Raw genomic sequence first — 21587 nt, 5'->3', positions numbered from 1 at the left:
ATTTCTCCCGGAGATTTGGCAGATTCTGCAGATTTTTACTTTAATTCATTAATTATCTGCTTAATCTGCCAAATCTGCGAGAGAAAAAACAAATCATTTGCTTTCCAAAATCTCTTCTCCGTTTAAGTAATCGGAAGGTCTTTGTCCTAAAATCTTGAAGAAAGTATTACTGAAAGTCGGAACACTATTGTAACCAACTTCTTCGGCTACCTCTTTTACCGAAAGTTTTCTTTCTAATAATAGTTCGATCGCTTTAAGAATTCTTCTAATCGTATAATATTGAATAAACGACATGCCAAGATCTTTTTGAAACAAGCGATATAAAGAGCGTTCGCTGAAACCGAATTCGTGAGCTACATCGGCAAAGAGAATCGTTTCTCCTAGGTTATTTTCAATATAACGAAGGATTTTACTAAGTCGTTTGTCTTTTGGCTGTGGTAATTCTAAAGGAAGATTATTGGTGCATATTTGCGGTAGAATCGCTTTTATCGCTTTGGCAATGGCAAAGTTCGGAGTCCCTTTTTTAAGATCACCATTCCATCGATTGGTAAAAAGCATCATTTGCAACAATAAATTATTAACGGGATAAATTCCTTCTACTTTATAAAAGTCATCTTCGTCCTTTTCTACCGGAAAATACAGATTTCGCATTGTCACACTTTCCGATTTCGGCTCAATGCTATGCTCCACTCCACTCGGAATCCAGATAAAATGTCTTGCCGGCAAAAAATACGTTTTGGTTTCTGTAGTCACAAAAACAACATCTCCTTCTGCATAAAGCAATTGTGCTTTAACATGCCTGTGTGGCGGAATAAATAATTCACCCATTAAATCGTGGTGGCAGTATATACTTTTTTTATCAGCATCTACTTTCCTGATGTAGTATTTATCGAGTTTCTGACCAGAATGTTCCATTGGTGTTTAATATAGCACTTTTTGTGATATTAAAGATAAGAAGAAAATTGGATTGTAGATTTAACCGCAAAGAGCGCTAAGGTCTACGCAATCCCGATAGCTATCGGGAGCAAAGCTTTTTTTTAAAGCAAGGTTTATAAAAGTTTGCAAAGCTGTTTCCACAAAGCTTTGCGAACTTTGCGTTTATAAACATGATCTTAAGAAAGAAACCTTGCGACCTTTGCGGTTAAACCAAAAAAAAAAAAGCCTTTCCGTTAAGAAAGGCTTTAACAACTTAGGCGGTCTGGACGGGACTCGAACCCGCGACCCCATGCGTGACAGGCATGTATTCTAACCAACTGAACTACCAAACCCTGCGTTATTGCGAGTGCAAAAATACAACAGAATTTCGTTTCTGCAAGCGTTTTTTCAAATAAAATTTCAAGAAATTTTTAATCGATTAAATTCCAATATTTTAAAAATTCACTTTAAAAGCAAAAAAGAAGAAGTTTCTTTCTTTTTAACCGCGAAGTGCGCAAAGGTCTACGCGAAGTTCGCAAAGTTTTTTTTTAAATTTTTACTAAACATAGCCCGTGGTTTCAACCGCGGGCTATGTTTAATAGATAAATGAAAAATCTTTGTGGAGTTACTTACGAAGATTTCTCGTCCCTCGAAATGACAAACTTTATGTAAAAATCAGAATTACGCAAAAAAAATCGCAAAACTTTCTAAATTGAAAACTTTGCGACTTTGCATTCTTTAAAAAATATCTTTGTGAACTTTGCGTAAATCTTAGCGCTCTTTGCGTTTAAATCTTCACAATCCAATTTTGGAATTTGGAATTTTCAACGAGTATTTAGGAATTGGAATTTGCCTTTTACAAAAGGTTTTAAATCAAAAAAGCCATCCACAAAAGTGGAAAGCTTTTCATTGGTCTAACTACTAAACCAGCTACGAGTTACAAAGTCGTAGCAAAACAACACAACTAATCTTAGATACCGTATTTGGGCAAAAAAGCCTTTCTTAACAGAAAGGCTTCCCCAATATTGCGGTCTGGACGGGACTCGAACCCGCGACCCCATGCGTGACAGGCATGTATTCTAACCAACTGAACTACCAAACCTCTGCGTTATTGCGGTTGCAAAGATATAACAGAATTTCGTTTCTGCAAGTGTTTTTATAAAAAAAATGAAATTATTTTTATAAATATTAGCCAAAGTTTTGTTTTTCAACCAAATATGTAGTCAATATTTTTTCAAAATTATCGCCAACATTTACTGGAACGTACTTAATTTGGTTCTTTGCGCAGGTTAAAGCCAAGTTTTTAAAATAAGCTTCTACCCTTTTTTCATATTGCTCTTTTACATTATCAGCAAAAATCGAAACCTCTTCTCCTGATTCTAAGTCGATAAACTTTCTTGGCGTGTTATCAAAATCAAACTTCAATTCGGTTTCGTTATCAACTACATGAAATAAAACTACTTTGTGTTTATTATGTTTAAGATGCTGCAATGCATTAAAAAGCTTTTCATCATCTTCAGTCTGAAACATATCGGTAAACAAAATAATCATCGAACGTCGATGTATTTTCTCAGCAATCTGATGCAGATAGGTAATCGTATCAGTCGTTTTTTTGACTTTTGGCTGAACCAATAATTCTTCCAGTTTATTCAAAAGCATTCTATGATGGCGATCGCTTCCTTTCTCTGGTGCGTAATATTCGTATTTATCTGAGAAAACGCTCAAACCGACCGCATCACGCTGTTTCTTTAAAATATTCATTAAAACCGCCGAAGCCAAAACCGCAAAACCAATCTTCTTTTCATAAAAAGGCTGATTCGATTTCAGTTCAGGATAATGCATCGATGACGAATTATCAACGATTAGATGACAGCGCAAATTGGTTTCTTCCTCAAAACGTTTCGTATACAAACGATCGGTTTTGGCAAACAATTTCCAGTCGATATGTTTGGTGCTTTCTCCAGCGTTATAGACTTTATGTTCGGCAAATTCGGCCGAAAATCCATGAAACGGACTCTTGTGCATTCCCGATATAAAACCTTCCACAACCTGATTCGCCAGCATTTCTAGATGCTGAAAACTCGAGACTTTCTCTATTTCCGATTCGATTTTCATTCGGTTTCTTTTTTAATATTTTGTGCTTTATAAAGCAAATCTGTCGCCTGAAACAATTTGCGTTTCAAGATCGGACTAAAATTAGGGTTTTCTTTTAAGAATCTTTGCACTTCATCAAAAGCATATTTCGACGAATATTTCCCAACTGTATTATCCAGCCAGTCTTTCGGAAAGAAAATATCTCCTGTTCGCTGAATTTCATCAACCAAATCTAATGAAAATCTAATATATTTCTGCGCACTTTCATGACGAAGCGGATGATGAATATTTGCCAAACCAACCGAAACCCAAGATTCTTTCTCACGGTTTGCATCGTTTTTTAAAGATTCCATAAACGCATTTCGAACCGATTCATCTTTAGATAATGATGGAAGCAAAAACTCAAAACGCTTTTGTTTGTCTGGATTGGTAAATGAAGTTCTGGTTTTCTCCAAGATTTCATCGGCTTTTGAATGGTTGAAAATCGCCAGATTCATCGCCATATTGGTGTAATCGTCTTCGTTTAATTTCAAATTCGGAACCGAGATTTCTCTATTCCAAACCTTATACAAACTGGCTTTCGCCGAATTAGAATACGCAATCGAACTGAACAATCCGAATAATGTCTTTTTGATGTTAGATGATAAATTAGCCTGCAAACGCTCGTATAAAACGCCTTCAAGTTTTTTCTGCAATTTATTCTGCTGTTTTTCGGTTAAAAATCTCCAATAGATCGTATTTAAACTTCCCGTCGCTATTCGCAAAACCAATTCATTTTGCTCCGTCTGAATTCCTCTTAAAAAACATTCAAAAGCTTTTTCTGGCGAAACATTCCCAATCAAAGTGTTTTCGTAAAGATTACTATAACTGGAAGCTCTCGCCATTTCCTCTTTTAAATCAGCAATATAATTTAAATTATTCCCGTCAAGCGGAAAAACACCGTATCCAAAACCATTATAATTGTAAACAACAGCAAGCGGTTTTTCAAGTCCGATAGCTTCTTTTATAACTGTACTTTTATCATTAATATTGACTGATAATACTTTTACCTCTTTAGCATAAACTAAACCAATCTGAAAAACCTGAGGCCAGATATTCTCTGATTTATCTTCTGCTTTTTGCTGGATTTCAAAGCTTTTAATTCGGTTTTTAGCATCATATTCTATTTGATCCGTAAAAATGGCTCTCCCCGATTTATTTACCCATACATCGCTCCATTTTTTCATATCAAGCGGAGTTTCAGCATCAAGAAGTTCTACCAGATTATTCCAATCAGCATTGTCGTTGGCGTATTTTAGAATGTATTTTTGAATTCCTTTCTGGAACGCTTCCTTTCCCATCGAAGCTTCTAACTGACGCATCATAATGGGTGCTTTGTTGTAAATAATAGCTCCGTAAAGCGAACCTGCATCTTTCAAATTCGCCAAATGCTGCTTGATCGGATGTGTTCCTAAAGATCGATCTTCCGCGTAAGCGCTCGGATAATGCGCCGTAAAAAACTGCAGATTATGATTGACTTTCGGAAAAATCGGATTCATGATTTTATCGGCCATAAAATTGGCAAAAACCTCTTTCATCCAAACGTCGTCAAACCATTTCATGGTTACCAAATCGCCAAACCACATGTGTGAAGTTTCGTGTGCGATGAGTTTTGCTCGGTTTAATTTCTCGCTGTCAGTTGCACTGTTATCCAAAAACAAAGTCGATTCTCTGTATTGAATTGCACCAACATGTTCCATTCCGCCATATTGAAAAACAGGAATCGAAGCAAAATCTAACTTTTGAAACGGAAATTTATAATTCGTATATTTTTCTAAAAAGTCTAAAGATTGTTGATGTAAATTGAAAATAGTATCAGCGCTTACGCGAAATTTCTCCGGACTATTTTCACGATACAACATCGTCATTTCTAAACCTGGCTTTTGTGTCGCGCTTTTAAATTTTCCTGCAACGAAAGAGAATAAATAGGTACTCATTTTGTCCGATTCTCCAAAAGTGTAAGACGTAAAATCACCTTTATCCAATTTCTCTACAACGTTGGCTCCAGCCAAAACCGACCAATCTTTTGGCACAGAAAGTTTCAATTTATAGGTTGCTTTTAAATCTGGCTGATCAAAGCAAGGAAATAAAGTACTGGCGCGATCTGGAACTAATAAAGTATATAAGAAATCGTCGTTTCTGTTTAATGACAAATTACCTGCAATAAATGAAATTGAAAATGTATTTTTTCCTAAAATCAAAGCGGAAACCGGAATTATAATATGTCCGTTTTCATGAACAATCGAAAGCTTTTTCCCATTTGCTTCAACCGTTTTTATATTGGATGTTTTCTCTTTAAAATCTAAAATTAAAGGCTGACTTAAATCAGATAAATTCAAGTTTACAAATAATTGAGAGTTTATATTTTCTGTTTTCTGATTCGGAATTTCAAAAGACAAAATGTATTGAAGATCTGAAATCTGTTTTTTACGAAAATGTGCCAGCTGCTCAGAAACACCGTTTTCAAATAATTCATCTGCTTTTGACTGAGAAAAACCATTGAAAATCAAGATAAAAAAACAAAGAAGGCTGTAGAAAATTTTCATTTTTAAGGAATATAAGATTTGCTAAAATTAGCAAAAGCATTAATTTTTCGCAAACAATTACTGCAACAACATTGCATTTAAAAATAACATTTCTATATTTGCAACACTATTGCATTAAACAATATAAAAATACCTAATCTAGAAGTTAATCTTCACGAATGAAAAAGAAACTTAAATTTATAAATCTCTTAATGCCTTTGATTGTATTGTTCGCAATACTTTTTCCGGCTGTCCATTCGTATGAGCATATTTTAGACATTCATAATTGCAAAGAGAAATTAGAGTTTTCTGTTTCCGAAAAACCACAATTTAAAGCCAAACTGCATTCTTTTCATAAATGCTCGCTTTGCGATTTCAAATTCAGCGCAGTTGGCACATTTGAATTCAATGCTTTTCAGTTTTTCAAGAATAATCCTGTTGTAAAACAGATCAGCTTTTACAGCAAACCGCATTTTGTAATTTTTAAAGGGGCGCTTTTCTCACTTCGAGCCCCGCCATTTACACTTTAGTATTTTTTTGTGTTCCCGATTGTTTTGCAATTCGGCTATTTAGTTGTTTATAGGATTTCAAAATCTTAAAACATTCAACGGCTATTTTATTCATTTAAGCATTTAATATAATGTGTTGATATTGAAATAGCTTTTTCTACACAAAAAACACTTTCCAATTTTTATCGATTTACTGCATTCGAACTAAATCCCAATTTAGGTTTTTAGTTGCGGCTATGCTGTTTTAACTAGAGAAAACATATATGTCGCCTCTCTGAGGCTTTTGCATACGTCATAAATACTTTTCTATAAATATTTCGTCCCGCTGGGACTTACCCAAAATGACAAATCTATTGTTGCCAATATTTTGCCCCTCTGGGACTTATAAACATTGAAATAGGCTTCTTACATAACCCAAATACCCTTTATAAAATGATCAAAATCAAATTAGAAAAAATGAAAACAACAAAACTCATTCTGGCTTCACTCTTTGCTGCAATGGCTCTTACAAGCTGCAGTAACGACGATTCAGAAGAAAAACAAGCAATTCCAACTATTGACAAAGTCGAACTTGGTCTTAGCAACAGCGAAACAGCAACTATTGGCGCAGATTTCCATTTTAATGCAGAAGTAACTGCCGCTGATAAAATCGAAAATGTACAAATAAAAATTCTACAAAGAAGCACCGAAACATACTCGAAAGTTTGGTCGCACGAAATCACTTGGACACAATATGCAGGTGCAAAAAATGCCAATGTGCATAAGCATTTTGATATTCCTGAAGATGCCGCAGAAGGCAAATACGACTTCATCATTATCGTAAACGATCAAAACGGAAGCAAACTGGAAGTAAAGAAAAACTTAACCATTATAAATTAGAAAACATGAAAAAATTAAAGCTTTTAATGGGCATTTTGGCTCTTACTTTTATTTCATCCTGCTCCAGCGACAAAGCCGAAATCGACAGCGAATATCCCGTAATTGATAGTACTGGAGCAAATGCTTTTCCGATTCAATGTAGTACAGTCGAACGCGGAAAGACCTTCACTTTCAAAGCTACTTTTAATGATAATGTCGCTCTGGGTTCTTACAGTCTTGATATTCATCACAATTTCGATCATCATACACATAGTACAGAAGTAACAACATGTGAAATGGAAGCTGTAAAAAGTCCTGTAAAACCAATGCTTTTCATCAACAATTATACTATTCCAAATGGTGTGAAAACTTACGAAGCAACAGCACAAATCACCATTCCTGCAGATGTTGATCCAGGCGATTATCATTTTATGATTCGCTTGACGGACAAAGAAGGCTGGCAGACGCTGAAAGGTTTAAGTATTAAAATTTTATAATATCAGATTAATGAAGAATGCCCTATCCATTTATTGGAAATATTGTTTTTTACTCATCAGTTTATTGGTTTCAGTTGAAGCTTTTTCTCAAAATCAGCCTTCAGAAAAGAAACCACAAATCAAGGAACTTGACGAAGTTTTAATTAACGGAAATTCTGCCGAAAAACGCAAAAAAGAAGAATCACTGAATGTTGAAACGGTAAACAATAGTTTTATTCAGCGTAATCTTGGCGGGAGTTTAATGCAGTCTTTGCAGAAATTGCCTGGCGTTAAAACTATTTCGATTGGTTCGGGAGGTTCAAAACCGCTTATTCGTGGTTTGAGCTTTAATCAGGTGATTGTCGTTGAGAACGGTTTGAAACACGAAGGCCAACAATGGGGCGCAGATCATGGATTGGAAATCGATCAATATGCTGTAAATCGGGTAGAAATTATAAAAGGTCCTTCTTCATTTATTTACGGATCTGATGCTGTGGGCGGCGCGATAAACATTAAACCTTTGCCTCTTCCGTCGCAAAACACTTTTGGCGGAAGTGTTGATCTTACCGGAAAAAGCAACAATGCTCAATTTGGAAGTTCTATTAATTTATTTGGAAGAAATGAAAATTGGTTCTTTGATTCTCGAGTTACAACAATCGATTATGGTGATTATCGCGTTCCAACCGATGTGGTTCATGTTTATAGTTATGCTGTTCCGTTGTACAAAAATCATTTGCGAAATACGGCAGGGCGAGAACTTGATTTTCATTTAAGTTCAGGTTATTCTGGAGAACATTTTAAATCGGTTTTCTATTTCAGCAATGTGCATACCAAAAGCGGTTTTTTCGCGAATGCGCATGGACTTGAACCTCGAAATGTAGATCTGGAATTACATGATAAATCGAGCCGTGATATTTTGATGCCGTATCAGCAAGTCAATCATTTGAAAGTTAGCAATACTACCTCTTTTCAGTTGGGAAATCATGCTTTTGAGACACAAATTGGTTTTCAAAATAACTTTAGAAGAGAATATAGCCATTATGTCAATCACGGCTATATGCCTCCAATTTATCCTGAAGACATGTACGCTCCGCAAGATTTGGAACGTCAATATGATAAAGATGTCTGGTCGTTTTCTGCTAAAGATGAATTCAGAATTCAAAATCATCAGATTACAATTGGCACAAATGTTATTTTTCAGCAAAATGAAATTGGCGGATGGAGTTTTTTAATTCCAGCCTTCACTCAATTCAACGCTGGTTTATTTGCTTACGACAAAATTGAACTGAACGAAAAATGGTTTTTAAATGGAGCTGTTCGTTACGATTACGGAAAAATTAAAATGAAATCGTATTACGATTGGTTTCAAAGTCCGGTTTCGGAGAACAATCAAACGGAATTAGAATATTTGCAACGTTCTGAAGATTTGACCAAAACTTTTGACAGTTTTACGTGGTCGGTTGGAGCAAATTACAATCCTGGAAAGCTTTCGCTGAAAGCCAATTTGGGTTCAAGTTTCAGAATGCCTATTGCCAAAGAACTGGCTTCAAATGGTGTAAATTATCATTATTTCCGATTCGAAAAAGGAAATCCGAATTTGGATGCTGAGCGTTCCTATCAATTGGATTTAGGTGTGGAATGGAAAGCGCAAAACTTCTCTTTTCAGCTGACTCCGTTTGTGAACTATTTTCCAAATTTCATTTATCTCAATCCAACGGCAGCGCACGATATTTATTATGGCGCAGGAAATCAGGTTTTTGAATATGAACAAAGTAAAGTATTTCGTTACGGTGCAGAATTTCAAACGAGATATTATTTCCTAAAATCTTTAAGCGCAGAAATTGGTGCCGAATATCTTTATTCGGAACAAAAATCAGGAAGCAAAAAAGGCTATACGCTTCCGTTTTCTCCACCGCCTTCTGTTTTGTTGGGATTGAATTATGAACCTCAAATTTCCTTTTTAAAAGAACCATACTTTTCTGTTGATTATCGCTTTACGGCACAGCAAAACAATATCGTTCCTCCTGAGAAAAAAACAGCTGAAAGTCATGTTTTTAATCTGGCTTTTGGCTCAAAAATTAAAACAGAAAAACAGGATATCAGCATCAATATTCAGATCCAAAATTTATTTAATACCAGATATTTAAATCACACCAGCTTTTACCGACTTATCGAACTTCCAGAAGCGGGACGAAACATTATTGTTTCTATGAAGATTCCGTTTTTGGTTTCGCGATAAGTAAACCTTTCAAAACTCAATTATTTACAAATTTTAAATCCTTTATTACAATGAAAAACAAGTTTTACAAATTATTATTTTTATTTGCTGTATCGCTTTTTGCGGTTTCGTGCAGCAACGACGATGACAACCACGACAATCATGATCATGATCACGATGCTTCAGAAGAACATACTTTTGTTCGAGTTTTACTTTCTGACGAAAAAACGACTGAGTTAACGCTTTTTGATCCGCATGAAGATAAAATCAGTTCATTTACGGCAAAATTTGCTAAAGCCTCTTTGTACACAACAGAATCTGGACGTTTTGCAGGAATTGTTCACAGAGACAATAATTTTGTAGAAACTTTCGACAGCGGATTGGAATTACACGGCGATCATATCGATGTAGATGATGTTCCGAAATTTGGAGTTTTAGCGACAAGCGCATTAAAACCAACGCATTTTAAAAGTAAAATTGGCGAAATCCTGACTTTTAACGACGGAGACGGAACGCTTTCTGTTGGTAAAGAAGCCGATGTAAACAAAGCTGGTTCAACTTTCAAAACGATAAACGCAGGTTTATTGGCGCATCATGGTGCAATGGCTACTTTTACTAATGGAACTTATGCGATTACGGTAAAAGATAATTCGGTAACAGGAACACTTCCTGAAAAAGTAAAAATCATTGACAATACCGGAAAAACGCTTTTTGATGCTAAAATTCAAACAAAAGGAATTCACGGAAATGCTTCAGACGGTGTTTATGCTGTTTTTGGTTCGTCAAGCGGAATTTTGGTTGTAGAAAGCAACGGAAATCAAAGACTAATTGATCATCCAGCAGATTTTGGAACAGCTTGGTTTGGAAGTATTTTAGAAACGGCTTCAGCTGGAAAATTTATTGGTTATACGGCTGCAAAAGGCGCTTATTTAATTGATGTTGTGGCTAATACCGTTAAACCAATTATTGCCAACACAACCATTATGCAATGCAAAACGAGTTACGATCGTAAAAAACTGGCCGTTTTATTGCATTCTGGAGAGTTTAAACTTTATGACATCAGCAGTTTACAAGCAGTAAAAGAAACTAAAGCAACTGCAGAAACAGCTACAGATGCAACATTAAAACCTCAAATGGCAGTTACTGACCGTTTTGCTTATATTACATCTCCATCTACGGGTGAATTACTACAAGTAAATCTTTCTACATTGGCAATCAAAAAGACTAAGGTTTCTAGCACGCCTTATATGATTACAGTTTTGGGTTATGAAAACAGCGAAACTCACAGCCACTAATTGATTTTAGAACAAAATAAAAAGGTTTTCTGCCACGAATTTCACAAATTTTCACAAATTTAATTCGTGTTAATTCGTGAAATTTGTGGCAAAAAAAAACAAACCCAATAAAAAAGGTCCAACTTTCGTCGGACCTTTTTTATATTAATGTAATCTAAGATTACAATAAAGCATCTAAACTATCTGCGTAGGTTTGTTTCGGAGCTACTCCTACTTGTTTTCCTACTACTTCACCGTTATGAAACACCAAAACGGTTGGTATGTTACGCACACCATATTTTGCAGCAAATTCTTGGTTAGCATCTACATCTACTTTACCAACAACTACTTTACCAGCGTACTCTTCGCTTAATTGGTCAATGATTGGACCAACCATTCTACAAGGACCACACCATGCTGCCCAAAAATCTACCATTACTGGTTTATCTGATTTTAAAACTACTTCATCAAAAGTAGCATCTGTTATTGCTAATGCCATAATATATTAAGATTAAATTAGGTTTGAAATATTAACTTTCAAACTACAGTACAAATTTAAAAATTTAAAATAAATCAAACACCATTACTAAATTAGTTTTCGTTATAAATGTATTATCATTAATTATAAGCTAGATAACTTTAAAATTACAATTTATTTACCTGAAAATCAAACCAATAAAAAGTTAATGTTTTTTGTAGTATCTTTAATACATTCAAAATTCGGCTACTATGAAAGAAGCTTTATCCAAAACCAAATCTTTTCTGCAATCTGATTCTTTTAAAAAATATGCCAAACGTTTTGGATATTTTATCTTGGGCTTAATTGCCATTCTTTTGCTTGCCTGTGGAGGTTTGTCGATTTATTTTAATCGAAATAAAGCTGAAATTATTGCTAAAGTCAATACTAAAATCAACGAAAATATAAATGGCAAATTTCATATTAGAGATTTTCATTATAAGTTTCTAACGGGTTTCCCAAACTTTACGTTGGCGCTAAATGATGTCGAAATAAAAGACAATCAATGGCAGAGCCACAAACATACTTTGTTGAGAGCAAAAGAAATCGAAGCGCGTTTGAACATTTTGAGTTTGCTGCAGCACGAAATCAACATTCATAAAATCTTAATCAACAACGCTGATATCTATATTTATAAAGCCGAAAACGGTTATTCTAACGTCAATATTTTTAAACCGAAAAAGAAGAAAACTCAAACTGACAAAGAAAAACCCGAAACTACGATTGACGAAGTAAACCTCAACGATGTTCATGTTATTATTGACAATCATCTGGGGCATAAACTGTTTGATTTTGATGTGGCGAGTTTAGAATCTAAAGTAAATTATGGCGACAACAACTGGCAAACCAATCTGTATTTGAAAACCAAAATTAATAGTCTTGCCTTTAATACCGTTCACGGAAGTTTTGCTAAGGAAAAAGTTCTAGAAGGCAATTTTGATATTTCGTATGCCGAAACCAATCAGAAAATAGATATTAAAACCAAAGGACTTAAAATTGGTTCTGACGTTTTTGATATTATCGCTTATTTTAATATCGGAAAAAGCAATTCGCTTTTCGGAATCAATATCGGGACGGATATTTTATGGCGAAATGCTTCCAATTTATTATCGGCAAATATCAGTTCAAAACTCAACCAATTTGACATCAAAAAACCGATTAAGGTAAACTGCGACATAAAAGGCGATTTGAATGTAGAAGGCGATCCGAAAATTGTGGTGCAGGCAGACATTCGCGATAACGAAGTGAGTATTCCAGATGGTTTGTTTACCAATTGCAGTTTCAAAGGAATTTTTACTAACACTTTTAAACCCAAAGAAGAATCCAGCGATCCAAATTCAGCCATTATTCTAACCAATTTTAAAGCTGAATACGAAAACATTCCATTAAAAATTGCTCAAGCTGTAATTAACAATCTCGAAAAACCGATTGCCACCGGAGTTGTAAATTCCGATTTTGATATTTCGAAACTCAACGGAATGATGAACGAGAAAATTCTTCATTTTGAAAGCGGTCATGCCAAAGCCAATTTGAAATTTCAGTTTGACATTGTCGATTTGTACATCAATAAACCCAAATTTACAGGCGATGTAGATATTGCTGATGCCACATTCGATTATATTCCAAAAAAGATTCACGCCGAAAAAACGGCTGTACAATTGTCGTTTACGCAACAGGCGCTTTACATTAAAAAAATAGCTTACAAACACAAAAAGAACATTATTCGCATTGACGGAAAAATCGATAATTTCTTAAATCTCTATTACGACGCACCCGAAAAAATGGTCGTAAACTGGAATATTTACTGTCCAAATATTGATGTAAAACAGTTTTTAGGCGTTCTGCAAAATTCGCCGAAACAAAAAGTGGCAGAGAAAAAACCAGTTAAAAAGAATGTCAATTTTACAAATCAGTTGCGATCTGTAATAGAAAAATGTACGGCTGTAATTAATCTCAAAGCCGATAATATCACCTACGGGGCGCTTACCGCAACCAACACTCGGGCCACAATCCAGATGCTAAATTCTAAGATCCTGCTCAAAAACGGAACATTAAATACTTCTGGCGGAAGCATAAATTTTAGCGGTTCTGTACAGCCGAGCGGAAATCGTTATGTTTTTACTTCAAACGCACAGGTAAACCGAGTTGATATTGCGAGTTTTTTAAGGTCTTTTAATAATTTCGGAATTAAATCTTTCAGTCCAAAAAACATTCGCGGACGATTGACCAGCAATGCCAATGTTGCCGGTTTGATGAGCAGTAAAGGCGATCTTATTGTAAATTCTATGAAAGGAAAACTAGATTTTAATGTCAACCAAGGCGCCTTAATTAATTTTGAGCCGATTATGAAAGTCGGCAAATTTGCTTTTCCGTTTCGCGATGTCGAGAATATTACTTTCAGCGATTTGTCGGGTTCGCTCAATCTTCGCGGAGAACAAATCGACGTCAATAAACTTACCATAAGTTCCAGTGTCTTAAATTTTGACATAAATGGCATTTACTCTTTCGGCCGAGGCACCAATCTCGCCCTTACCATCCCGCTAAGAAATTCTAAAAACGACGCCAAACTCGCCACCAAAGAAGAACGAAAAGCCGTTCGCGAAAATGGTATTGTCCTGCATTTGATCGCTTATGATAATGAAGGAAAAATGAAGGTTAAGTGGGGGAAGAAGGATAAGGGGTAAAGAAAAATCTATTTCTAAAAAAAATATGTTGCCTTATTTAAATGATCTTTAGCGAATTAAAAAAATAAACACTTTTTGTTCCAATTTATAACAAAAAAACAATCGTAATTTGAAAGTTTTTCCTTTAAATTTGTAACCATTGTATAATGTTAAACAACTTGGTTATGAGTGATTATATTTCATTGTCTGAAGCATCAGAATTATTAGGAAAGAGTAAAGAGACTTTAAGACGTTGGGATAATGAAGGAAGACTGAATGCTGTACGTGAACCTATGAGTAATTATAGAATGTACAAAAGATCTGAAATTAATAATTTATTTTCAAGTTTTATAGATAATGATATACAAGAAACCATTTCTAATTATGTAAAGCCGCATAACGATTATACTGTTCTTGAACTTTTTGCAGGAGCTGGTGGTCTTGCGGTAGGAATGGAAAAAGCAGGTTTAAAATGTGTTGCTTTAAATGAAGTTGATAAATGGGCTTGTGCAACACTAAGAGCAAATAGACCCAATTGGAATGTTCTAGAAGGAGACATAAAAGATCATAATTTTTCAGAATTTCATAATACAGTTGATGTTGTAACCGGTGGTTTTCCATGTCAGGCATTTAGTTATGCGGGAAAAAAATTAGGATTAGCTGATGCTCGAGGCACATTGTTTTACGAATTTGCAAGAGCTGTTAAAGAAGTAAATCCTCCTATTTGTATTGGAGAAAATGTACGTGGATTACTAAACCATGATAACGGTAAAACATTACAAGGTATGATTTCTATTCTAGATGAAATCGGTTATAATGTAGTTCCTATACAAGTATTAAAAGCAATTAATTTTAATGTCCCTCAGAAAAGAGAACGATTAATTTTAGTTGGTATTAGAAAAGACATTCATGTAAAATATGAATATCCAAAACCTTATAAAAAAATATACAATCTTGAAGATGCTCTAAAAAAAGGCGATTTATTTGATTGTGATGTTCCTCATTCAGGAGGTTCAAAATATCCTCAATCAAAAGTTGATGTTTTAAAATTAGTTCCACAAAAAGGATATTGGAGAGACTTACCATTAGATATCCAAAAAGAATTTATGGGCGGAAGTTTTTATCTTGGTGGTGGAAAAACTGGTATTGCTAGAAGAATTGGATGGGATGAACCTTGTCTAACTTTAACTTGCAGTCCGGCACAAAAACAAACAGAAAGATGTCATCCAGAAGAAACTAGACCATTTACTGTTCGGGAATATGCTAGAATTCAAACATTTCCAGATGATTGGAAATTTGAAGGTTCTCTTGCTCAACAATATAAACAAATTGGAAATGCAGTTCCTGTAAACTTAGGCAAAGAAGTAGGATATTCCATCATAAGTTTCTTAAATCAATATTACAAAATGAAAAAATAATTTATTACTTTGTAAAAATTAATAAATTATTTTATGCCTACTAGAGAAGAAGTTTACACAATTGTTAGACAAACTGTTATAAATTCTATTTCGGGATATATTGCGAACAGGCAAAATGCGATACCTAATTTCCAAATTTTAGATTTAATAATCCCTACTGAGAGGAGAATAAGATCTGTTGTTGGAGGAATGGAAACATCGTTAGGCACTACTCTATGGGAACCTTTGGCAAAAGCAATTGCTGAATTAAATGGATTTGAAATAATAAATCAAAAACTATTATGCCCTTCAAATATGCCTGCTATTTTGCAAAATACTGTGCAAATGCTTATTGAGGGCAGAGAAAACAAAAATCCGCAATATAATGCACAACACTGCCACGATAGAATTAAAGAAGTTTGTCAAAACTTCTTAATCAATCCGATTAATGATTTTAAGCCTCCTGCAAAAGGATTTGGAGTTGATATTTGGCTAAAAAAAGATGATGTTAATTATTTTTTTGACACAAAAACCGTACAAGCAAATGTCGGCAGCTATGCTAAATGTTTTTCTCAAATACTTAATTGGTATTCTTATTTCTATTCCAGATATCCTGATCAAAATTCTAGCGCACGAATAGTTTTTCCTTATAATCCATATGGAGAAGTTAACTTTTGGTCAAAAACTATTGGCAGAGGTTGGCCACTCGAACCAAATAATGAAGGATGGGTTCAAGATGATTTTTGGGACTTTTGTTCTGGTCTACAAAACACTTATTCAATAATTCATGAAGCTTTTATAGACATCTCCGAAACAGGTGATTTAGAAGAAATTATACAGCAAATCTTCTATGGAAATAATTAGTTCCCATCAATTAAACTAAAGAATGATTCAATGAATACAAATGAATTTTCAACTTTAATAATACCCACTTCATTAACTCCACCAATCAAACTTAGTGAAATTATCTACAATTGTCCCGTTTGTGATAATGAAATTGAAATAGATATGCTTGTGGATAATGAAAGCTCTATAAAATGCAATCTATGCGAACACATAATTAAATTTGAAATCAAACAAGTTTAGAAATTTCTAAATATAAAAAGCCACTTTCCCAAGTGGCTTTTTCTCATTTCTTACTCAATCACCAAATAAGGATCAAGAATTTCTGCTAATTCATTTAACCAAAAGAAACCATCTTCAATATTTACGGTTTCGGTTTTAATAAATCCATCTTCTCGTATTGCATTTAACGCAATTAGGAAATTTACTTGCCTAATGGTTTTTGCCATACTTTTGGAATCAATTGAATTGTTGAAGAATTCAGTTAACCTCAATTCGGTTTCTTTGGAAAGGGTGTTGGTACTCATAATTTTGCATTTAGGAATTATAAAACCCGCATAGCTTAGGTGTCCTACGCTGCAAAGAGCGTTGCGATTGTTTCCAATACCGCCACCATACCACACGGGCAAGAAGTTTTTTTGTATTCATATTTTTTGCATTTAGGAATTCCAAATATATGAAAAACAAAATAAAATGTAAGTTTTTTCTTTATTTAAGAAATAAAATACTATAAGTATATTTTCTCCAAATCGAAATTACAAAATTGAAAAATAAATCAATTTAAAATTTCATAATATTTCCTTAACCTACTTGTCTTTTATCTTTAAAATCGATAAGTTTGAGAATGAATCATTAAATTTTATTTGTTATGAAAGTACAAATCAACACCGACAAAAACATTGAAGGAAGTGCAAGATTAGAAAGTTATTTTTCTGGAGAAGTAGAAAAAAGCTTAGACCGTTTTCAAGATAAAATTACTCGCGTAGAAATTCATTTTGGAGATGAAAATGGAGAAAAATTCAGCTTGCATGACAAAAAATGTGTGATTGAAGTTCGTCCTGTAAAACTACAGCCAATTACGGTTACAGAACACGCCGACACTCTAGAAAAAGCTTTTAGCGGTGCATTGGCAAAAGCTAAAAAAACATTGACGAGCACTTTCGAGAAGATAAAAGAACATTAATTTTTTTTAAACCATATAAGTGATATAAGTTCATTTTAAATTTACATCACAAAGCAACGAAGCCGTAAAGTACTACTTTACGGCTTCGCTTTTTTTATGGATCGTAATAAGTGAAAATCTTAAATTACTTATATCACTTATATGGTTTACTTTATTTAGGCAACGGTGCGCCAACTGCAATATCGCAACGATGACCTGGTTTTCCGTGTGGCGGATTCATTCCGTCTGCTACTGTCGCTTCAGTGCCTTCTGTGCTTAACAAAGCTGGAACTGGGTTTGATGCTGGAGGAGTAACGCTAAAGTTTTGCGTAACTGTTCCGCTTTGAGCTGTATTTGTCGTTGTTGCAGTTGTTGTTGCTTTAGGCGAGTTTAAAGGCGCTCCAACAGGAATATCACATCTATGCCCCGGCTGTCCGTGTGGCGGATTCATCCCTTTTGCCACTTTAACAGGCGTAGTTGTTGTAGTCGTCACCATTTTCTGCTGATTCGGATTTACCTGAACGGTTTGTCCCTGAGTTGCCTGCACTTGCTGTGTCGGTGCAGAGTTTAAAGGTGCTCCAACCGCAATATCGCAACGGTGTCCCGGCTGTCCGTGAGCAGGATTAATTCCTTTTGTATCGCTTAAAACCGTATTTGGGTTTGCAGCAGGAGCTTGCGCTACTGGCGCTGCAGGTTTTGTTGTATCTTTTGCAAGTCCTAATCTTACTAATTCTGATGTTGCTGTACTTTCTTGCGGTTCTAATTCTTTTTTACAAGAAACAAAAAGTAAAGAAGTAACAGCTATTGAGCTTAGAAGTATTTTTGCCTTCATGACTGGGGTATTTTTATTGAGAATCAAATATAGTAGTTTTTTGAGAGATTAAATGACATGAGTAATGTTAATGATAATTAAACACAGGATTTTAAATTGTTTTGAATTTATGTCATCCTGAGGAACGAAGGATCACACACGGAGCTCTACAAAGATTGGCGAATCTCTTTACGGAGTTTCTAGTGTGATCCTTCGTTCCTCAGGATGACAAACAGTACTTTTATTATATGTGAGTAGAAGGTTAAAAACTTCCATTTCCTTATATCACTTATATGGTTCAAAAAAAATTATACCTTTAAACTCAAATAACATATCTCATGAAAAAAACACTTTTACTCCTTTTATTTGTTGCTTCTTTTGCTAATGCGCAAACAGACAAAATCAAAATCAATCATACATTAGACGCTTGGCATAAAGCGGCTGCCGAAGTAAAATATGATGCCTACTTTAATGTCTTGGCAGACGATGCTATTTACATTGGAACGGATGCAACCGAAAATTGGACTAAAAAGGAATTTGCTATTTGGGCAAAACCATTTTTCGATAAAGGAACGACTTGGAATTTTAAAGCTTTAGAGCGTCATATCTTTTTTGATAAATCAGGGAAAATTGCTTGGTTTGATGAATTGTTAGATACTCAAATGAAAATCTGTCGCGGTTCTGGAGTTTTAATAAAAGTAGGGAACGAATGGAAAATTCAGCATTATGTTTTATCGATGACTGTTCCAAATGACGAAGTTGATGCCATAACCAAAATAAAAGCACCAATTGAAGACGCTTTGATTGCAAAACTTCAGAAAAAATAAAACATTTTACGGTTTTCTTATTATAAACGTAACTTTTTGAGCACTTTAGAAGCACTGTTAGCAGATTTATTTTAATAAATTCGGCAAAAACAGTGCTTTTTTGTAACTTTAGAATAAGATACTGTCAAAAAAAGAACCTGTATTTTACAAATTTCATCAAAATAAAACCTACACCTCTATTTTAACAGCCTTAAAAACAAGAATCTTTATTTTTTTCTAACTTTGACCCCAAAAAAAATAGGGTTAAACAAAGTATTTTAAAAATGAAAATAGAAAAACGCTGGATTATCTCCTTTATCATGATAAGCGTCGTATGTACGATAGGGGCATTTTGGCCAACAGTGACCGAAAATAATTATGTTTTATCAGAATTTGGAGCTACAGATCATATCGTTCCTGCCGATGTTGCCTGGATGCTTACTTCGAGCTGTCTAGTTTTAATCATGACGCCAGGATTGTCTTTCTTTTATGGCGGAATGGTTGGAAAGAAAAATGTTATTTCGACCATGCTTCAAAGTTTTATCTGTCTGGGTGTCGTTACGCTTTTATGGGTAGTGGTTGCTTTTAGTTTGGCATTTGGAGAACCAGTTGGTTTTGGTTCTGGAGATCATTTTTATAGCTTTTTTGGCAATCCGACTACTTTTGCTTTTATGGATTATGTTGGCGTTCTGCCTCATAAACAATTGGCCAATACGATTCCGTTTATGCTTTTTGCTTTGTTTCAGATGAAATTTGCCATCATTTGTCCTGCTATTATTACGGGTTCATTTGCAGAACGCGTTCGTTTTATCTCTTATTTAGTTTTTATTAGTTTATTTACCATTTTTATATATGCTCCTTTATGTCATGCTGTTTGGTATCCAACGGGTGTTTTAGGAAGCTATTTTGGTGTTAAAGATTTTGCAGGAGGAACGGTTGTACACATGAGTTCTGGTTTTGCTGCTTTGGCTGGAGTTATTGTTTTAGGAAAAAGAAAAAACAGTCAGCATATTCCAACCAATATTCCTTTTGTATTATTAGGAACAGGAATGCTTTGGTTTGGCTGGTTCGGTTTCAACGCTGGATCTGCTCTTGCTGCCAACGGAACTGCTGCGATGGCTTTTGCAACCACTACAACTTCGTCTGCGGCAGCAATGCTAACTTGGATTTTCTTTGATAGAATGAACGGAAGAAAAGTTTCTGCTCTTGGAGCTTGTATTGGTGCTGTTGTAGGACTTGTTGCCATTACACCAGCTGCAGGATTTGTTTCGGTGCCAGAAAGTATGTTCTTCGGTTTCATTACTGCGTTGGTTTCTAACACGGCTGTAAATTGTAAATACTCTAAAAAGTTCGATGATACACTTGACGTTTTTGCTTGTCACGGTGTCGGCGGAATTATGGGAATGATTCTAACTGCTATTTTCGCTCACGGCGAAAATGCAAGTTTACTTCACGGCGGCTGGAATGTTTTCGGACATCACATGATGGCTTTGGTTTTGGTTTCTATCTTTACTTTCTTCGGAGCTTATTTCTTATTTAAAGTAACCAATTTCATTATTCCGCTAAGAGTTTCTGAAGAATCAGAACACATCGGATTGGATTTATCGCAACACGATGAATCTCTTGACCCAAAAGCACAACCCATTACTGAGCCTCATTATGGATAATTTTTTTTCGCCACGAATTCACAAATTATATTTTTAAAATAATTCGTGAATTCGTGGCAGAAAAAAACATTTAAACCCACTTACGCCATTTCATTCGTTTATATTCCTTAATTTTGCCGAAAATTTTTGTAAAAGTGGGAAGTAAAAATAAACTTAAGAGATTCAGAGAGAACGAAACATTTCAAAACGTTTTTCAACCAACCAGAGAAGAAGTTGTAGGCGATTTAATGCCTTTAAAAGGAAAATGGAATTCTGATTTCTTTAAAAATGATAATCCATTAGTTTTAGAGTTAGGATGCGGAAAGGGAGAATATTCTGTTGGATTAGCAGAAAAATACCCAAACAAAAATTTTATCGGAATTGATATTAAAGGTGCTCGTTTCTGGCGTGGTGCAAAAACTGCTGTTGAAGACGGACTTCATAATGTTGCTTTCGTTCGTACACAAATCGAATTGATCAATCATATTTTTGCTGAAGGCGAAGTTGACGAAATCTGGATTACTTTCCCAGATCCGCAGATCAAATACAAAAGAACAAAACACAGAATGACCAATTCTGAGTTCTTGAAATTGTACAAAAAAATCCTGAAAAAAGACGGTGTTGTAAACCTTAAAACCGATAGCGAATTTATGCACGGTTATACTCTTGGATTGCTTCATGGTGAAGGTCACGAAGTTTTATACGCGAATCATAACGTATATAAAAACGAAGGAAGCCCTGAAGTTGTAACTTCTATCCAGACTTTTTACGAAAAACAATATCTAGAAATTAATAAGGCAATTACGTATATTCGTTTCAAAATTAAAGACTAAC

The 21587-nt window shown here is 34.7% G+C and carries 18 protein-coding genes and 2 tRNA genes; 12 read left to right on the top strand and 8 right to left on the bottom strand.

Going from position 1 to position 21587, the window contains the following annotated elements; all coding sequences use genetic code 11:
* Positions 1-93: 93 nt before the first annotated feature.
* The 5 genes from OZP10_RS10585 to OZP10_RS10565 form a co-directional block, all read right to left on the bottom strand.
* Positions 94-915, bottom strand: a complete 822-nt coding sequence (locus OZP10_RS10585) for an AraC family transcriptional regulator (protein ID WP_177211229.1) — start codon at positions 913-915, stop codon at positions 94-96.
* Positions 916-1194: 279 nt separating this feature from the next.
* A tRNA-Asp gene (locus OZP10_RS10580) sits at positions 1195-1268 on the bottom strand.
* A 675-nt stretch (positions 1269-1943) separates the two neighbouring features.
* A tRNA-Asp gene (locus OZP10_RS10575) sits at positions 1944-2017 on the bottom strand.
* Positions 2018-2103: 86 nt separating this feature from the next.
* On the bottom strand, positions 2104-3030 hold the full coding sequence (locus OZP10_RS10570; protein WP_281634592.1) for a DUF58 domain-containing protein: 927 nt from the start codon (positions 3028-3030) through the stop codon (positions 2104-2106).
* Positions 3027-5594: a M1 family aminopeptidase gene (locus OZP10_RS10565; protein ID WP_281634591.1), complete on the bottom strand. Its 2568-nt coding sequence runs from the start codon at positions 5592-5594 to the stop codon at positions 3027-3029. The genes OZP10_RS10570 and OZP10_RS10565 overlap by 4 nt, the downstream gene beginning before the upstream one ends.
* 158 nt (positions 5595-5752) lie before the next feature.
* Between OZP10_RS10565 and OZP10_RS10560 the strand changes: the two genes are divergently transcribed.
* The 5 genes from OZP10_RS10560 to OZP10_RS10540 all read left to right on the top strand — a co-directional run bounded on the left by OZP10_RS10560 (position 5753) and on the right by OZP10_RS10540 (position 10929).
* On the top strand, positions 5753-6103 hold the full coding sequence (locus tag OZP10_RS10560; RefSeq protein WP_281634590.1) for a hypothetical protein: 351 nt from the start codon (positions 5753-5755) through the stop codon (positions 6101-6103).
* Positions 6104-6538: 435 nt separating this feature from the next.
* On the top strand, positions 6539-6961 hold the full coding sequence (locus OZP10_RS10555) for a DUF4625 domain-containing protein (RefSeq protein WP_281634589.1): 423 nt from the start codon (positions 6539-6541) through the stop codon (positions 6959-6961).
* 5 nt (positions 6962-6966) lie between these two features.
* On the top strand, positions 6967-7437 hold the full coding sequence (locus tag OZP10_RS10550; RefSeq protein WP_281634588.1) for a DUF4625 domain-containing protein: 471 nt from the start codon (positions 6967-6969) through the stop codon (positions 7435-7437).
* Between the two features lie 10 nt (positions 7438-7447).
* A complete protein-coding gene (locus OZP10_RS10545; RefSeq protein WP_281634587.1) occupies positions 7448-9655 on the top strand; it encodes a TonB-dependent receptor in 2208 nt (735 codons plus the stop codon).
* 50 nt (positions 9656-9705) lie between these two features.
* The gene (locus OZP10_RS10540; protein ID WP_281634586.1) at positions 9706-10929 is read left to right on the top strand and encodes a hypothetical protein; all 1224 of its coding nucleotides are present in this window, start codon (positions 9706-9708) and stop codon (positions 10927-10929) included.
* Between the two features lie 160 nt (positions 10930-11089).
* Here the strand turns inward: OZP10_RS10540 and trxA are convergent, their stop codons facing one another.
* Positions 11090-11407 (bottom strand): thioredoxin, encoded by a 318-nt coding sequence (trxA, locus tag OZP10_RS10535; RefSeq protein WP_068844792.1) that lies wholly within the window; start codon positions 11405-11407, stop codon positions 11090-11092.
* A 230-nt stretch (positions 11408-11637) separates the two neighbouring features.
* On the opposite strand from trxA, the gene OZP10_RS10530 reads away from it, so the two are divergent.
* The 3 genes from OZP10_RS10530 to OZP10_RS10520 all read left to right on the top strand — a co-directional run bounded on the left by OZP10_RS10530 (position 11638) and on the right by OZP10_RS10520 (position 16349).
* The gene (locus tag OZP10_RS10530) at positions 11638-14109 is read left to right on the top strand and encodes an AsmA family protein (RefSeq protein WP_281634585.1); all 2472 of its coding nucleotides are present in this window, start codon (positions 11638-11640) and stop codon (positions 14107-14109) included.
* 158 nt (positions 14110-14267) lie between these two features.
* Positions 14268-15506, top strand: a complete 1239-nt coding sequence (gene dcm, locus OZP10_RS10525) for a DNA (cytosine-5-)-methyltransferase (protein ID WP_281634761.1) — start codon at positions 14268-14270, stop codon at positions 15504-15506.
* Between the two features lie 33 nt (positions 15507-15539).
* Positions 15540-16349, top strand: a complete 810-nt coding sequence (locus OZP10_RS10520) for a TdeIII family type II restriction endonuclease (protein WP_281634584.1) — start codon at positions 15540-15542, stop codon at positions 16347-16349.
* Between the two features lie 272 nt (positions 16350-16621).
* Here OZP10_RS10520 and OZP10_RS10515 read toward each other — a convergent pair whose 3' ends face one another.
* Entirely contained in the window at positions 16622-16855 is a 234-nt protein-coding gene (locus tag OZP10_RS10515) for a hypothetical protein (RefSeq protein ID WP_281634583.1), read from the bottom strand.
* Positions 16856-17196: 341 nt separating this feature from the next.
* Here OZP10_RS10515 and OZP10_RS10510 point away from each other — a divergent pair, with 341 nt between their 5' ends.
* Complete coding sequence (locus OZP10_RS10510; RefSeq protein ID WP_111425972.1) at positions 17197-17511, top strand: HPF/RaiA family ribosome-associated protein; 315 nt, start codon at positions 17197-17199, stop codon at positions 17509-17511.
* A gap of 151 nt (positions 17512-17662) precedes the next feature.
* On the opposite strand, the gene OZP10_RS10505 is transcribed toward OZP10_RS10510, so the two are convergent.
* Positions 17663-18322, bottom strand: a complete 660-nt coding sequence (locus OZP10_RS10505; protein WP_281634582.1) for a hypothetical protein — start codon at positions 18320-18322, stop codon at positions 17663-17665.
* A 317-nt stretch (positions 18323-18639) separates the two neighbouring features.
* On the opposite strand from OZP10_RS10505, the gene OZP10_RS10500 reads away from it, so the two are divergent.
* The 3 genes from OZP10_RS10500 (at position 18640) to trmB (ending at position 21586) form a co-directional block, all read left to right on the top strand.
* Positions 18640-19128: a nuclear transport factor 2 family protein gene (locus tag OZP10_RS10500; protein ID WP_281634581.1), complete on the top strand. Its 489-nt coding sequence runs from the start codon at positions 18640-18642 to the stop codon at positions 19126-19128.
* A gap of 263 nt (positions 19129-19391) precedes the next feature.
* A complete protein-coding gene (locus tag OZP10_RS10495; RefSeq protein WP_281634580.1) occupies positions 19392-20774 on the top strand; it encodes an ammonium transporter in 1383 nt (460 codons plus the stop codon).
* Positions 20775-20908: 134 nt separating this feature from the next.
* Positions 20909-21586 carry a tRNA (guanosine(46)-N7)-methyltransferase TrmB gene (trmB, locus tag OZP10_RS10490; protein ID WP_095929742.1) on the top strand — a complete coding sequence of 226 codons (678 nt, stop codon included), beginning with the start codon at positions 20909-20911 and terminating at the stop codon, positions 21584-21586.
* The last annotated feature ends 1 nt before the right edge of the window (position 21587 follow it).

The organism is Flavobacterium luteolum, assembly GCF_027111275.1.
GTDB classification, from domain to species: domain Bacteria; phylum Bacteroidota; class Bacteroidia; order Flavobacteriales; family Flavobacteriaceae; genus Flavobacterium; species Flavobacterium luteolum.
This window is presented reverse-complemented; position numbering and strand designations above follow the sequence as displayed.